The organism is Marinobacter suaedae (assembly GCF_030519635.1).
Taxonomy (GTDB): Bacteria; Pseudomonadota; Gammaproteobacteria; order Pseudomonadales; family Oleiphilaceae; genus Marinobacter; species Marinobacter suaedae.
The window spans coordinates 593,398-607,098 of record NZ_JAUMIS010000001.1 but is presented as its reverse complement, the minus strand read 5'-3'; the positions used below and the strand labels follow the sequence as shown (position 1 = coordinate 607,098).

The window sequence follows — 13,701 nt, the reverse complement described above, 5'->3', positions numbered from 1 at the left end:
TTATGTTGAAAACGCCACATACCAGCGACCGAACTCTGATGATTGTATTCACCATTCTGGTGCTGGCCGGGCCGCTGATTCTGGCGCCGGTGGGGGCCGGTTACCCGGACCTGATGCAGCGGTTCGTCATCTACGGCATCTTTGCCATTGGTTTCAACATCCTGTTTGGCTTGACCGGCTACCTGTCATTTGGCCATGCAGCGTTTTTGGGCGTAGGCAGCTACTCCGCGATCTGGATGCTGAAGTTGCTCAGCGTCAACATCGTGCCCGCTATTATTTTTTCTGTCGTGGTGTCGGGCCTGTTCGCGCTATTGATAGGGTATATCTCGTTGCGGCGGTCCGGGATCTATTTTTCGATCCTGACGCTGGCGTTCGCTCAGATGTCTTATAACCTGGCCTACTCGGTATTGACCCCCATCACCAACGGCGAAACCGGGCTGCAACTCGAGCTCGATGACCCCCGGATTCTGGATGGCGCCAGTGAGTCCGGCCAGGTGGCATCGCCCTCTTTATTCGGGTTTGAAATGTCCGATACGGCGGTCGTGCCGTTTCTCGGAATGGATTTGCAGTTTAACGTCGGGTTTTATGTCAGCGCGCTGATACTGATAGGCATGTTCTACCTGTCGTTGCGCATATTCCGGTCGCCGTTCGGGATGATGCTGAGGGCGATCAAAAGCAATCAGACCCGGCTTAACTATACGGGCTTCAACTCCCGGCCCTATGCGCTGACGGCTTTTGTCATCTCCGGCATGTATGCGGGGCTGGCGGGTGCCTTGCTCGTCTGTATGGATCCTCTCGCGGGGGCAGAGCGCATGCAATGGACCGCCTCGGGTGAGGTGGTACTGATGACCATTATGGGGGGCGCCGGGACGTTAATTGGGCCGGTACTCGGTGCCGGCATCATCAAGTACTTCGAGAACATTTTCAGCCGCATTAACGAATCCGTGGTTGAGGGGTGGTTCTCGGCATTACCAGAGGGCGTGACGGATGTACTGGTCGCTGTGGTTTCGCCATTCCTGGGCAGCGGCTGGCATATCTCCCTGGGGTTGATTTTCATGCTGGTGGTGATTTTTCTGCCCGGTGGCCTGGTGGAAGGTGCTGGTCGGTTGATGAATCTGGTTGTGCGGTTGTGGCAGTCCCGTAAAACCGGCGCCTCTCAGAGTGACACCGGCCCCGCGGATGGCGTCACCCCGGCTGAAGAAGTGTCGCACCGTTCCGTCAACACGAGGGAGTCTTAATCGTGGGGATACTCGAAGTAAAGGGTGTTAGCAAGCACTTCGGCGGTCTTCTGGCGTTGGATGACGTCAATCTGTCGATTCAACAGAACACCGTCCATGCCATCATCGGACCGAACGGTGCGGGCAAGTCCACGTTGTTGAACTGCTTTATCGGCAAGCTGTTGCCAGACACCGGCACGGTCATGTTCAACAACAAAAGCCTGCTGGGGCTGGCTCCGTACCAGATCAACCAGGCGGGCATCAGCCGTGTGTTCCAGACGCCGGAGGTGTTCTCCGAGTTAAGCATTCTGGAAAACGTGATGATTCCGGCCTTTGCACATCGGGACGGCGCGTTTCATCTCTCGCCCTTCAAGTCCCTGGCCAGGGAGACCTCCATACGCGAGCAGGCCGAGAAGATACTCCAGGATGTGGGGTTGATTGATGAGCGTCACCACACCGCGTCTGCTATGTCTCGTGGCAACAAACGAAGGCTTGAGATGGCGATGTGTCTGGTCCAGCAGCCCAAACTGTTGCTGCTGGATGAGCCGACGGCCGGTATGTCGCGATCCGACACCAATAACACCATTGATTTGCTGAAAACCATCAATGAGGCCCACAACATCACGTTCGTCGTCATCGAGCATGATATGCACGTCGTGTTCAGCCTAGCTGACCGGATCAGCGTGCTGTCACAGGGGCATGTGATTGTGGAGGATTACCCTGACAAGATCAAAGGCCACCCCGAGGTTCAGGAAGCCTATCTGGGCACGGCGGAGTCGGAGTGAATATCGTGCTTACAGCGAAGGAATGGAAATAATGGCGGAACAATCGGCGACCCATGTTACTCATCAGTCCAGCTCCGAATCAGCAAAACCTGCCTATTTTTCGGTTTGGGACCTGCACGCCTATTACGGAGAAAGCTACATCGTCCAGGGCGTAACGATGAATATCCATGAGGGGGAAATCCTCGCGTTGCTTGGGCGAAACGGGGCTGGGAAAACCTCGACCCTGCGAGCCATCGCCCGGGCGGATTCTCCCATGGTTACTCATGGCGAAATCTGGCTGGATCATCAGCCATTACACTCCATGAAAGCCTACCAGGCGGCTCAGAGTGGCCTGTCTCTCGTTCCCGAAGATCGTCGCATCATTCCCGGCCTGAGCGTTTTGGAAAACCTGAAGCTGGCTCAGCTGGCACCGCCTTCCGGCTGGTCCATTGATCGGATCTTCGAACTGTTTCCCCGCCTGGGCGAGCGGCGTAATCAGGAGGGCACCACCCTGTCGGGCGGTGAGCAGCAAATGCTGGCCATCGGTCGGGCGCTGGCCCGGGATATCAAGCTATTACTGCTGGACGAGCCATACGAGGGGCTGGCTCCCATCATAGTGCAGGAAATCGAACGTACGCTGAAAGAAATCAAGTCGCTGGGGATGACTACCGTCATCGTCGAGCAAAACGCGATTGCAGCACTGAAGCTGGCGGACCGGGCAGTCATTCTGGAGTCCGGTCAGGTGGTGTTTGACGGTCTTGCGAGTGAGGTTCTGGAGAACGAGCAGCTTCGGCAGGACTATCTGGCCATTTGATGGCTGCCCCAGTGGGGCAGCTTCATAGTCCACTCCCGCAGACACTGCGTGTCTTCAACCTCCCGGGCCTCATCGAGTGTGGCCCATCGATTGCCTTCACTTTCGAAACGAAATCCTCAGAAAAGCAATGTTCGGCATAGACGCTGTTGCCTGCTGCGGCGCTGGCCTCGCGCATGGCAATGGAAGGGCGGGCAATGATGTCCGCTGCGGAAATCGATCATGGTGGTATTGCCTTGTAATTAATCTTATTTACTGCATTCTACAGGGCTATTCATTCATGCAACGGGAGGCCCACCATGACAGACACAACACTTAAGGATCAGCTGAATAACGCGGTAAAAAATGCCATGCGGAACAAGGAGAAAGATCGACTTGTCACGCTGCGGATGGCACAGGCTGCGGTGAAACAGATTGAGGTTGATGAGCGGCGGGAGCTGGGGGACGACGACGTGCTGAAGGTGCTGGACAAAATGCTTAAGCAGCGCCGTGATGCAGCCAGCCAGTACGACGATGCCGGACGCCAGGAACTGGCCGATAAGGAACGGGCGGAAATGGCGATCATTGAAGAGTTCATGCCGGCGGCCCTCAGTGATGAGGAGCTGGAAGGGCTGATTCGTTCAGCCATCAGCGCCACCGACGCCCAGGGCATGCAGGACATGGGACGTGTGATGAACGAGCTGCGCCCCCAGGTCACCGGCCGGGTTGATATGGGGCAGTTGAGCAAAAAGGTTCGGGCGGTGTTGGCAGGTCGATAACCGACCCGGTCGTTCATCCGCAATGGATGTCTCGGCCTACCAGTTGAGCTTGATACTGCCCAGAAGGGCATCCCCCAACCGGACATCCTGGGTACCCGCCTGCAAGTCCTGATAGCGAACGCGGGTATCCGCGCTCGCGCCAATCCCGAGCTCCAGGGCTGGCCATGCATCCCTGCCCGGGCGGATCCGGTAGCTCAGTTCGGCTCGCCATTCCCGCAGATAGAGCGAGCTCTCCACCGCCCGTGCTTTGTCGAGCGTGGCCCAGCGATCACCGTCTCGTCCTACCCGGAACACCCAGCGGTTCCCGGGGCCCTGCCAGCGCAGCAAAACCGGGAGGTCCACCAGCCAGTGACCGGTCTTGCTGGTATCTTCCCAACGCAGTCTGGGCAGCCACCGGAAGGACCCGAAGCGGTGATCGCCGCCAATCCCCAGACTCACCGGCGAGTGCCGGCCGACGGACCGTAACAAGGCAACTCGCCCGTTGATCACGTCGCTGTGAAAGTCCCTGTATTTGAACATGTTGGAGGTGCCGGCGACGCCAGCCCTGGCCTGCACGCGAAAGCGCCGGTGCTGCCACTGGCCATCGACAGTCAGTCGGTGCAGATGACCATTGTGGGCCGGTTCTCCGGTGCGGATGCGCAGGGGCTGGTAATCGTAGTCAAGCCCAATGTCTCCCCAGGTAACCTCCCTGCGCCAGCCAACGCCTCGCTGGGAGCGGGTGACTTCGGTTGCCGAGGGCTCATCGACCGGCCAGTCGTAGGGCTGCCACTGGCGGTACAGCAGATAAAAGTCGTCAGACGTGTGAGCGGCTACCGGCAGAGCCAGGGCGGTGAGCAAAAGAACACCTTGAGACAGATGCGAGCAAGTCCGCCACCCTGTGAATTGCATGGTCTTTGCCCTACGCTTGTAGCCATAACGTGGTCAGCCCAAACGGATTCCAGACGCCTATGTCCGACAAAGAGCTTCGCACCAGATCCGATAAACAATCTATTGATCAGTTTATCCAACAGGTTCGCAACCTGCCCACGCAGGCCGGCGGCGGAAGTCGGGGGCGACTGATCTTTGCCCTGGATGCCACCGCCAGTCGCGAGGCAACCTGGGATCAGGCCTGCCACTTGCAGAGTGAGCTGTTCCTGGCCACCCGTGATCTCGGAGGGCTCGCTATTCAGCTCGCCTACTACCGGGGCTTCCGTGAATTCAAAGCAACGGGTTTTGTGACCGAGACCGGCCAGTTGCTGAACCTGATGAACGGGGTTTCCTGTCGGGGCGGCCGCACCCAGATTAGCCGTGTTCTCGCCCATGCGGTGAAAGAAACCCGCGTTGAGCCGGTCAGAGCAGTGGTGTTTATCGGGGATTGTTGCGAGGAACCGGTGGATGAGCTGTGCCACAGCGCGGGAGAGCTGGGTATGCTGAGAACGCCGGTGTTCATGTTTCACGAAGGCGGCGATCCCCATGCCCGAGCGGTGTTTCAGCAAGTGAGCAAGCTTTCTGGGGGAGCCTATGCTCCGTTTGACCGCAACAGCCCTCAGGTTCTGAAGGATCTTATGGCCGCAGTGGCGGTCTATGCTTCCGGGGGTGCCAAGGCGCTGGAGGATTTTTCCAGCCGCAGCTCTGCAGAGGTCAAACGTCTGACCCGGCAAATCCGATAACGCCGTTGCCCATCCATTGATGACCGACCAAGACCAAGGAGTGTGAGTGCCACTGACGTTACTGCTAATTGGCCTGGGATTTATTGCCTGGGTCTGGCTGCGCAGCATGCCGGCCAGTCAGCGCAAGCCGGCCATCATGAAACTGACGTTGGTGGTTGGCATCTTCATCGTGGTATTGCTGGCCGCGACCGGTCGTCTGCATTTCGTGTTTGCCCTGCTGGCGTTACTGTATCCCCTGCTGAGAAAAATGTTTCCCTCGTGGTTGGCGAGTCTGGCATCCGATGACAATGGTCAGGCAAAAACCGGCCGACAGTCGCAGGTTTCCAGCGACATTCTTGAAATGACCCTGGATCATGACTCCGGATCCATGACGGGCAAGATCCTGAAGGGCCCCATGGCCGGCAGGGTGCTGGCGGATCTGAGCGAAAGCGAATTTCTGGAGTTGCTCAGGTACTGCCGCACGCAGGATGAGGACTCCGCCCGACTTCTGGAAACCTATCTCGATCGGCGGTTCGGTGACTCCTGGCGCGCTGACGATGACGCCGGGAGCGGCGGAGGCACGGAAGAGGGCGGGTCCACTGACAGAGGTAATGGCAGCGCGAATCTGACGGAAAGCGAAGCGCTGGATATTCTTGGTCTGGAGCCCGGTGCCAGCCGGGAAGAGATCATCCAGGCCCATCGACGGATGATGCAAAAAGTCCATCCCGATCACGGCGGCAGCAACTATCTGGCTGCCCGCATCAACGAAGCGAAGCTGCGCCTGCTAGGCTGAGGGTTCACGCCCTGCCGTTTGCCTGTCTGCAGGCAGGCGCGCAGGTCACGTCAAGCGGCGATTCCATCCTCGATTACAGGAGATATCTGACATGAGCACCTACAAAGCAATCAAACTGGTGAAGCGGCCTGAAGGATCCATCGGGCCGGAGCTGTTCGAGGTGGAGGAGAAAACCGTTCCAGAGCCTGCTGAAGGCGAGTTTCTGATCCGGCAAACCTATATGTCCCTGGATCCGGCCATGATGGGCTGGATGAGCGAGGACACCGACAGCTACATTCCCCGGGTCGAGCTTGGCGATGTCATGCGCTCGTCGGGCATCGGCGAGGTGATCGCTTCCAGGCACCCGGACTTCAACGAGGGTGATCAGGTCATGGGGTTGTTTGGCTGGCAGGAGATGGTTCTGACCGATGGCACGGGCGTGAACAAGGTGGACAAGTCGTTGCCACCGGAAATGGTTCTTGCGGTCTTTGCCCTGCCGGGGCTGACTGCCACGCAGGGGCTGTATGGCTATGGCCATCCCAGGGCGGGGGAGACGCTGGTCGTGTCCGGTGCTGCCGGCTCTGTCGGTTCCATCGTCGGGCAGTTGGCCAAGGCCGATGGACTCAGGGTTATTGGTGTGGTCGGCACGGACGAAAAGGCGGACTGGATTGTCAACGAACTCGGCTTTGACGGTGCGGTGAATTACAAGACCGATGATCTGGGGGCAAAGCTGGATGAATTGGCTCCGGACGGTATCGATGTGTATTTCGAGAACACCGGTGGCCCAATCCTGGATTATGTGTTTGAGCGAATGAATGCTCATGGTCGCATCGTGGTGTGCGGCCTGATTGCGGATTACACTTCGGCAAATCCGCGCCCCGGTCCCAACTGGATGCGCATCATCAAAAAGCGCTTGTCCATACAGGGCTTTACCATGCCGGATCACTGGGACAAAACCAAAGAACTGCAGGCCAAACTCACCCCCTACGTTCAGAAGGGACAGATCAAATACCGTGCGCATGTGTTGGAAGGCCTGGAATCGGCCATGAGCGGGCTGGGGTTGTTCCTGACCGGGGACAACAAGGGCAAGTTGATGGTAAAGCTCTAGGGCGAGCTTTACCGCTCTCGCTGGCGCATTGGCCTGCAATGCGTCAGAGGCATATCTGCACGGCATCGCCAATGGCCAGTGCACCCCCTTCCACCACGCGGGCTGTGATACCGCCGTGCCCCCGCATGGCGTTGTAGCCGCCAGGCCCCAGGGCCGTCTCCATCTTGCTGCAGGGATGGCACAGGCCGGTGTATTCCAGCACCACGCTGCCGACCCGGAAGCGTTTCCCTTTCAGTGCCAGAAGATTCAGACCCGAGACCACAATGTTGCGCCGGAACACTTCTGGCGGGATAGCCTCACGTTGTAGGCAGGAGGCGATGGCGTGCAGGTGCTCTTGCTGAATCAGGGTCACCTGCCGCTTACTGGTTTCCCGGCCTTTGAACCGGTCACCTTCCAGGCCCTTGCCCGGGGTGACGGCGACCTGATTGGGGGTGGTCATCGTTTCGCCCTGGGCCGGGCGGATGCCGATCCACTCGACGCGCCCGCACTGGGGCAGGGTGTCCAGCAGGGATTGAAGTGAGGACTTATCTGACATGGTTGCTCGCTCTGTTTTAAGTGCTTGAAACATCAGGGCAGACAGGTTATCTGTTACCCTTTTCTCATCGCGCTCTCCGTAACCTTCATTGCGATGGACTGCTCGTTTGCTTTGATACGTTAAACAACAAACAAGGAACTAACATGCCCGCTCAAACCGTCTGGATTACCGGCGCCTCCTCTGGCATCGGCGAAGCCCTGGCCATTCAATACGCAAGGGATGGTGCCCGTGTCGTGCTCTCCGCCCGACGCAAAGAGGAACTGGAACGGGTGGCCGGTCTTTGCTGTGATGCCGGCCTGTCGGAAGACAGCGTGCTGGTGCTACCCCTGGACGTGACCGACTGGGTTTCCTTGCCCGCGTCGGTTCAGACCGTGCTGGATACTTTCGGCACCATCGATCTGCTGGTGAACAACGCCGGGGTTTCCCAGCGCTCCCTGTGCAAGGACACCGACATGGCGGTGTACCAGAAACTGATGGACGTGGATGTGATGGGGCAGATCGCGCTGACCAAGGCAGTGTTGCCTCACATGCTGGAGCGGGGCTCCGGACATCTAGCGGTAACAGCCAGTGTGGCCGGCAAGGTTGGTGTCCCCCAGCGAACGGGGTACTGTGCTGCCAAGCATGCGGTCATGGGCTTCTTTGACGCCCTGCGGGCCGAGGTGGAAGGCCAGGGTATTCATGTGTCCACCATTGTACCTGGTTTTATTCGAACGGATATCTCTCGCAACGCCCTGGCTGGCGATGGCTCAGCTTTCGGCAAAGTGGATGAGGATATCGCCGGCGGTATGGACGTGACCGAGTGCGCCGAGGTGGTGTTCAAAGGCCTTCAGGCGAAAAAGCGGGAAATCCCGGTGGGCAAGGGCAAGGAAATGGCCGCGCTCTGGATCAAACGAGCCGCGCCGGAAGCCCTGTTCCGGATCGTTCGTGCCCGGGCCTGAGTATCGTTGACATCCAGATAGCGGCACCTACTGGGTTACTTTTGCAGGCGCCGCTTTCTGGGTGGTCGCTTTTTTGCGCTCGCGCTGAGGGCGTTTTCTGATCGCCGGCGCAGGCGGTGCCGGCAGGTTCTTAACATAGGCACCGGGTGCCGGCTCAATCACCGGCAGATGACCTTGCTCTGCGGTTCGAGCTTTCACCTCGCCACCGCCGAAGGCTTCGGCCCATTCGACCCAGTCGGGCCACCAGGAACCCTCAAACTGCTTCGCTCCTTTGAGCCAGGACTCGGTATCCAGATCCGTGTCCTCGTTCACCCGGTATCCGTACTTTTTCTTGTCCGGCGGGTTGATGATACCCGCAATGTGCCCGGAGCCGCCGAGAACAAATCGCACCGGCCCACCCAGGTTTCGGGAGCCCCGGTAGCAGGAGGTCCAGGGCGCGATGTGGTCCTCAATAGCCGAGGCAAAGTAACAGGGTATAGTCACCTTGCCCAGATCAATCGGGGTGCCCGCCAGTTCAATTCCGCCAGGCTCTTTCAGCCGGTTTTCCAGGTACATGTTACGCAGGTAAAAGCTGTGCATGGCGGCAGGCATGCGGGTGGTGTCGCAGTTCCAGTAAAGCAGGTCGAAAGGGGCAGTATCCCGTCCGAGCAGGTAATTGTTGATGTAAAAAGACCAGATCAGGCTGTTGGCCCTGAGCATGTTGAAGGCGATGGCCATAGAAGAGCCATCAAGGTAGCCCTGCTTGTCCATGGCCTTTTCGATGGACCGGATGGCGTCTTCGTCGATAAACACCTTCAGGTCCCCGACGTCCGAGAAATCCATCAGGCTGTTGAGGAAGGTCGCGCTCTTGACCCGATCATCGCCCCGCGCGGCCAGCCAGGCCAGCGTGCAACCCAGCAGGGTGCCACCAATGCAGTAGCCCACGGTGTTGACCTCTCGCTCGCCGGTAGCGCGTTCGATGGCGTCCATGGCGGCGACCGGTCCCTCGAGCATATAGTCTTCAAAGCCCTTGTTGGCCAGTTCCGGGCCGGGGTTCACCCAGGAAACGACAAAGACCGTGTGGCCCTGTTCGACCCAGTAGCGGATGAACGACTTTCGCTCGCCCAGATCCAGAATGTAGTACTTGTTGATCCACGGCGGGATGACCAGCAAGGGCCGGCGGTGCACCGATTCGGTGGTTGGCCGGTATTGGATGAGCTGCATCAGATCGTTCTGGAAGATAATGTCCCCCGGTGTGTTGGCCAGGTTGTCACCCACGGCAAACGCATCCGGGTCGGACATGCGGAAAGGCATCGGGCCCTCTCCCTCATCCAGGTCTCTCAGCAGATTGGCCATGCCACGAAGCAGGTTCCTGCCCCGGGTCTTGAGGGTGGCACGCAGTACCTCCGGGTTGCTCAGGATGAAGTTGCTCGGGGCCATGGCATCGGTCATCTGTCCGATGAAAAAGTGCAGTTTGTGCCGGGTGTGATCGTCCAGCCCCCGAACATCATCAATGGTGTCCATGAGCCAGCGGTTGTATAGCAGGTAGGCCTGTTTGATGGCGTTGAAGGCCATAGTTTCGTTCCAGGCCTGGTCGCGAAACCGCCCGTCTCCGGGCTCGGGTTCCGCCACCTGCAGTGGCTTGTTGCCGATGCTGCTGGTCAGCAAACTCATCCAGAAGTTGCTCGCGTCCCGGGCCAGGCGCATCTGGGCGAACAGCAGTGTGTCGGGCTGGGTGGCGAGCTTGCCTGTCAGTACGGCGAAGGGTGTGACCAGGCTTTTGGTGCTGGCCGGATTGGGCGGGGCGCCGCGTAGCCGGCGCATGATGGAGCGTTTGATCAGGTGGCCGGCATGAGCCCCGGCCCGCGCGACAGAGCGTCGCACGACGTTGGGCTCAAACTCTGACGCGGATGTGGTCTTTACCGGTTGTTTGGACATGCTCACACGCTCCGCTTCGGGGTTACCGACCCCCTTACTACATGTAGACACCGCCGTTCACGTTGATCTGCTGGCCGGTGATGTAGTCGCCTTCCGCTGCGAGGAACACCACCGCGCGGGCAATTTCCTCCGGCTGGCCAAAGCGACCCATGGGAATACGGGCAATGATCTGTTCGCGGATGTTTTCAGGCACCTGCTCAAGCATCTCGGTTTCGGTGAACCCCGGGGCAATGGCATTGACGGTGATGTTGTACCTGGCCATTTCCAGTGCGAGGGTCTTGGTGAACGCGATAATGCCACCCTTGCTGGCCGCGTAGTTGGCCTGCCCGAAGTTACCGGCCTGACCGACGAACGAGGTGATATTGATGATCCGGCCGAAGTTCTGTTCCATCATGATTTTCAGCACTTCGGAGCAGGTGGCGTAGACGCTTCCGAGATTGGTATCTAGCACGTCATTCCAGTCATCATCCGTGAGTTTCTTCATGGACTTGTCACGGGTGATGCCGGCGTTGTTGACCAGAATGTCGATGCGGCCCCAGGTGTCATAGACCTGATCTACCAGGCTGCGGGCTTCCGGCATCTTCGAGAGGTCCGCCTGGATGGCCAGGGAGCGGACGCCCAGTGCTTCAATCTCCCTGGCAACTTCGTCCCCTTCCGACTGACGCGATCGGTAGTTGATGGCAACATCCGCGCCACGCTGGGCGAGTTGGAGGGCGATGTGTCGGCCGATACCACGAGAGGCGCCTGTAACGATGGCGACCTTACCTTTGAGGTCTTGCATGATACTCTCCTTGAATCATGTGACTGTCTGCCGGGTAATCATTTTTCTTGTTAAATGATCACTCTGAAGTTAGCAGCGCTTCGGTGGGCTCACAAGAAACCGGCCCAGCCCCGGGTTGTCAGGCAGAACGGATGAAAGTCCGTAATTTTGGAGAAATTTCCTCCCGCCAGTGGCGTCCGTTGAACACACCGTAGTGGCCTGCACCCTGCTGGATATGATGGACCCTTCGGGCGCTGGGCACATTTATACATAGGTCGTGGGCGGCCCGGGTTTGCCCGGGGCTGGAGATGTCGTCCTTTGCCCCCTCGATGGTCATCAGGGCGGTGTTGCGGATGGCGGCCGGGTTCACCGGGCGGCCCCGGTGCCGCAAGCAGCCCCGGGCCAGATGGAATTCCTGGAACACGCGCTGAATGGTATCGAGGTAATAGGTGGCTGGCAGGTCCATCACCGCCAGGTACTCGTCGTAAAATTCCCGATGGCGGCTGATCTTGTCATGGTCACCTGCGCGCAGCGATTTGAACAGCTCACGATAGGCGCCAAGGTGGCGGTCGAAGTTCATGTTTATGAACCCGGCCAGCTGCAAAAAACCCGGATACACCTTGCGCATCGCCCCGGGGTAGGGCGCGGGCACCGGATGAACCAGGTTACGCTTGAACCAGCCCAGGCTGTGCTTGGTGGCCAGCTTGCAGGGCTCGGTGGGATCAATACGAGCGTCAATGGGACCGCTCATCAATGCAAGAGAGCTGGGTGTTGCCGGATGGCCGTCTTCCGCCATAAGGGCGGTGGCTGCGAGCACCGGTACCACAGGTTGGCACACGGCCAGTACGTGGGTATCCGGCCCAAGGTGTTCCATGAAATCGATGACGTAGTCGATGTAGTCATCGAGGCCAAAGTCGCCCATGGTCACTGGAACGCGACAGGCGTCCCGCCAGTCGGTAATGTACACATCATGATCCGGCAGCATGGCTTCGACAGTGCCTCTCAGCAGCGAAGCGAAGTGCCCGGATAATGGCGCAACGATCAGCAGTTTCGGGCCATCCGGGCGCTCCGTGCTGCGTTGAAAATGCTTGAGCTGGGCAAAGGGATGGCGCTTGACGATGACTTCCTGCACATCAACCCGTTTGTCATCACAGACGGTTGAGTTCAGGTTGAAGGCCGGTTTTGGATAACGGCGGGTAAGGTCTCCGAAGACCGCGGAGGCGGACGCGATGCTGCGTGCTCCCGGGATATTGGACAGGGGACTGTCCGGATGCCGAAGCAACTGGCTCTGGGCACCGGTCAGCATGCGCAGGGGCATCAGCGCGGCGCGGCTCATCTCGTGGGCGAAATACATCATGGCACGGTCCTGCTAGAGTTCTGGGATGCGGCATTTTCGAGCCAGTCCGTTGCCCCATGCACACCTGATGTTCGTGTCCCAAGGTTATCTTTAGCAAAATACACTATCACAGTTAAGGCAAGGTACGAGTGTCATTCGGTGTTGTGATATAACAAAGCTTCCCATGATGGATCGCGGGGTATTTATGTCAGAGCTTGAAGCGCAACAACGGGCAACGCTGGCCCGGCTGGAAAAATTCAGCCGCTTTACCGACAGCAGTATCCGAATACCGTTCACCAGCACCACCATTGGTGCCGAGGCGGTGATTGGTCTGGTACCGGTGGTGGGTGATGTGGCTGGTCTGGTGCTGGCCTGTTACGTTTTGATTGAAGCGCAGCGTACCGGGGCCAGCAAAAACGTGAAGCTGCGTATGTTGCGCAACATGGCCATCGACTTTTTCGGTGGTTTGTTGCCGGTGGTTGGGGATGGCTTTGATGCGGTGTTCAAGGCAAATACCCGCAACACCCGGCTGCTGAAAAACTACCTGGAAGAGCAGCTGTCGGTCGAACCGCCGCCACCGCCTTTCCCTTGGAAAACCGTGATTGGATTGTCCCTCTTGTTTGCCCTTATTACCGGCGGGTTAACACTCATTTTTTAATCGTCTGGCAGGCGTGGCTGCAGGACGTATTTCAGTTCACCAGGACGGCAGGACTGCTGTTATGATGACCTCCCCCGAAAGCGCACCGAGCCCCTGGATCAGTTTTCTGGCGCACTTGTTTCTGATCCTCGTGGCCTGGACATTGTTCATCAAATACCTGTTCCCGATGGGTTTTGCATGGGCCACCGGGGAAGTCTGGTCAACCTATATCTACTGGGATCTGTGGCCGCTCGCCCACCTCTGGCTGGCGTGGAGCCTGCTCAGGCAACCGAGATACACGCGGGTTCTGGCAATCGGTATGTCGGTTGTCGAGATCCTGATTATCGTTACCCTGTTCACCCGGTTTCTTGCTGACCCGGAGTGGTCCATCTGGCGCACCAACTGGTTTGTGAACAAGGTGTTTGTGCTGGCGGCCTTTGCGCTCGTTTTGTGCACGGCATTATGGCGGCCCAAGATTCTGAAGGGGCGTTCCGACTGATGGAACCATTACCCGGCAAAC

At 58.6% G+C, this 13,701-nt stretch carries 15 protein-coding genes; 10 read left to right on the top strand and 5 right to left on the bottom strand.

What is annotated here, in order from left to right; all coding sequences use genetic code 11:
* Positions 1–2 precede the first annotated feature (2 nt).
* The 4 genes from QVZ43_RS02775 to QVZ43_RS02760 all read left to right on the top strand — a co-directional run bounded on the left by QVZ43_RS02775 (position 3) and on the right by QVZ43_RS02760 (position 3,550).
* A complete protein-coding gene (locus QVZ43_RS02775; protein ID WP_223794264.1) occupies positions 3–1,238 on the top strand; it encodes a branched-chain amino acid ABC transporter permease in 1,236 nt (411 codons plus the stop codon).
* A gap of 2 nt (positions 1,239–1,240) precedes the next feature.
* Positions 1,241–2,002, top strand: coding sequence for an ABC transporter ATP-binding protein (locus QVZ43_RS02770; protein ID WP_223794263.1), 762 nt, complete (start codon positions 1,241–1,243; stop codon positions 2,000–2,002).
* A 31-nt stretch (positions 2,003–2,033) separates the two neighbouring features.
* Positions 2,034–2,795 carry an ABC transporter ATP-binding protein gene (locus QVZ43_RS02765; protein ID WP_223794262.1) on the top strand — a complete coding sequence of 254 codons (762 nt, stop codon included), beginning with the start codon at positions 2,034–2,036 and terminating at the stop codon, positions 2,793–2,795.
* Positions 2,796–3,091: 296 nt separating this feature from the next.
* A complete protein-coding gene (locus tag QVZ43_RS02760; protein WP_302908779.1) occupies positions 3,092–3,550 on the top strand; it encodes a GatB/YqeY domain-containing protein in 459 nt (152 codons plus the stop codon).
* A gap of 36 nt (positions 3,551–3,586) precedes the next feature.
* Here QVZ43_RS02760 and QVZ43_RS02755 read toward each other — a convergent pair whose 3' ends face one another.
* Positions 3,587–4,387 (bottom strand): hypothetical protein, encoded by an 801-nt coding sequence (locus QVZ43_RS02755; protein ID WP_302908778.1) that lies wholly within the window; start codon positions 4,385–4,387, stop codon positions 3,587–3,589.
* A 110-nt stretch (positions 4,388–4,497) separates the two neighbouring features.
* On the opposite strand from QVZ43_RS02755, the gene QVZ43_RS02750 reads away from it, so the two are divergent.
* The 3 genes from QVZ43_RS02750 to QVZ43_RS02740 all read left to right on the top strand — a co-directional run bounded on the left by QVZ43_RS02750 (position 4,498) and on the right by QVZ43_RS02740 (position 7,058).
* Positions 4,498–5,199: a VWA domain-containing protein gene (locus tag QVZ43_RS02750; protein ID WP_223794259.1), complete on the top strand. Its 702-nt coding sequence runs from the start codon at positions 4,498–4,500 to the stop codon at positions 5,197–5,199.
* A 46-nt stretch (positions 5,200–5,245) separates the two neighbouring features.
* Positions 5,246–5,971, top strand: coding sequence for a J domain-containing protein (locus QVZ43_RS02745; RefSeq protein WP_302908777.1), 726 nt, complete (start codon positions 5,246–5,248; stop codon positions 5,969–5,971).
* Between the two features lie 91 nt (positions 5,972–6,062).
* The gene (locus QVZ43_RS02740; RefSeq protein ID WP_302908776.1) at positions 6,063–7,058 is read left to right on the top strand and encodes an NADP-dependent oxidoreductase; all 996 of its coding nucleotides are present in this window, start codon (positions 6,063–6,065) and stop codon (positions 7,056–7,058) included.
* A gap of 43 nt (positions 7,059–7,101) precedes the next feature.
* Here QVZ43_RS02740 and QVZ43_RS02735 read toward each other — a convergent pair whose 3' ends face one another.
* Positions 7,102–7,593 (bottom strand): MOSC domain-containing protein, encoded by a 492-nt coding sequence (locus QVZ43_RS02735; protein ID WP_302908775.1) that lies wholly within the window; start codon positions 7,591–7,593, stop codon positions 7,102–7,104.
* 143 nt (positions 7,594–7,736) lie between these two features.
* Here QVZ43_RS02735 and QVZ43_RS02730 point away from each other — a divergent pair, with 143 nt between their 5' ends.
* Positions 7,737–8,531, top strand: coding sequence for an SDR family oxidoreductase (locus QVZ43_RS02730; protein ID WP_302908774.1), 795 nt, complete (start codon positions 7,737–7,739; stop codon positions 8,529–8,531).
* Positions 8,532–8,558: 27 nt separating this feature from the next.
* Here QVZ43_RS02730 and QVZ43_RS02725 read toward each other — a convergent pair whose 3' ends face one another.
* The 3 genes from QVZ43_RS02725 to QVZ43_RS02715 form a co-directional block, all read right to left on the bottom strand.
* On the bottom strand, positions 8,559–10,448 hold the full coding sequence (locus tag QVZ43_RS02725) for a PHA/PHB synthase family protein (RefSeq protein ID WP_223794254.1): 1,890 nt from the start codon (positions 10,446–10,448) through the stop codon (positions 8,559–8,561).
* 37 nt (positions 10,449–10,485) lie between these two features.
* Positions 10,486–11,229, bottom strand: coding sequence for a 3-oxoacyl-[acyl-carrier-protein] reductase (gene fabG / locus QVZ43_RS02720; RefSeq protein ID WP_223794253.1), 744 nt, complete (start codon positions 11,227–11,229; stop codon positions 10,486–10,488).
* A gap of 118 nt (positions 11,230–11,347) precedes the next feature.
* Positions 11,348–12,565 carry a polyhydroxyalkanoate depolymerase gene (locus QVZ43_RS02715; RefSeq protein WP_302908773.1) on the bottom strand — a complete coding sequence of 406 codons (1,218 nt, stop codon included), beginning with the start codon at positions 12,563–12,565 and terminating at the stop codon, positions 11,348–11,350.
* 184 nt (positions 12,566–12,749) lie between these two features.
* On the opposite strand from QVZ43_RS02715, the gene QVZ43_RS02710 reads away from it, so the two are divergent.
* Complete coding sequence (locus QVZ43_RS02710) at positions 12,750–13,202, top strand: DUF4112 domain-containing protein (protein ID WP_302908772.1); 453 nt, start codon at positions 12,750–12,752, stop codon at positions 13,200–13,202.
* A gap of 61 nt (positions 13,203–13,263) precedes the next feature.
* Positions 13,264–13,680, top strand: a complete 417-nt coding sequence (locus tag QVZ43_RS02705; RefSeq protein ID WP_302908771.1) for a hypothetical protein — start codon at positions 13,264–13,266, stop codon at positions 13,678–13,680.
* Positions 13,681–13,701 lie beyond the last annotated feature (21 nt).

Bases quoted from the DNA above. Each gene is read 5' to 3' on its own strand.
- QVZ43_RS02775 (WP_223794264.1), top strand. From the start codon at position 3: ATGTTGAAAACGCCACATACCAGCGACCGAACTCTGATGATTGTATTC.
- QVZ43_RS02765 (WP_223794262.1), top strand. From the start codon at position 2,034: ATGGCGGAACAATCGGCGACCCATGTTACTCATCAGTCCAGCTCCGAA.
- QVZ43_RS02760 (WP_302908779.1), top strand. From the start codon at position 3,092: ATGACAGACACAACACTTAAGGATCAGCTGAATAACGCGGTAAAAAAT.
- QVZ43_RS02750 (WP_223794259.1), top strand. From the start codon at position 4,498: ATGTCCGACAAAGAGCTTCGCACCAGATCCGATAAACAATCTATTGAT.
- QVZ43_RS02740 (WP_302908776.1), top strand. From the start codon at position 6,063: ATGAGCACCTACAAAGCAATCAAACTGGTGAAGCGGCCTGAAGGATCC.
- QVZ43_RS02735 (WP_302908775.1), bottom strand. From the start codon at position 7,593: ATGTCAGATAAGTCCTCACTTCAATCCCTGCTGGACACCCTGCCCCAG.
- QVZ43_RS02730 (WP_302908774.1), top strand. From the start codon at position 7,737: ATGCCCGCTCAAACCGTCTGGATTACCGGCGCCTCCTCTGGCATCGGC.
- QVZ43_RS02725 (WP_223794254.1), bottom strand. From the start codon at position 10,448: ATGTCCAAACAACCGGTAAAGACCACATCCGCGTCAGAGTTTGAGCCC.
- fabG (WP_223794253.1), bottom strand. From the start codon at position 11,229: ATGCAAGACCTCAAAGGTAAGGTCGCCATCGTTACAGGCGCCTCTCGT.
- QVZ43_RS02715 (WP_302908773.1), bottom strand. From the start codon at position 12,565: ATGATGTATTTCGCCCACGAGATGAGCCGCGCCGCGCTGATGCCCCTG.
- QVZ43_RS02710 (WP_302908772.1), top strand. From the start codon at position 12,750: ATGTCAGAGCTTGAAGCGCAACAACGGGCAACGCTGGCCCGGCTGGAA.
- QVZ43_RS02705 (WP_302908771.1), top strand. From the start codon at position 13,264: ATGATGACCTCCCCCGAAAGCGCACCGAGCCCCTGGATCAGTTTTCTG.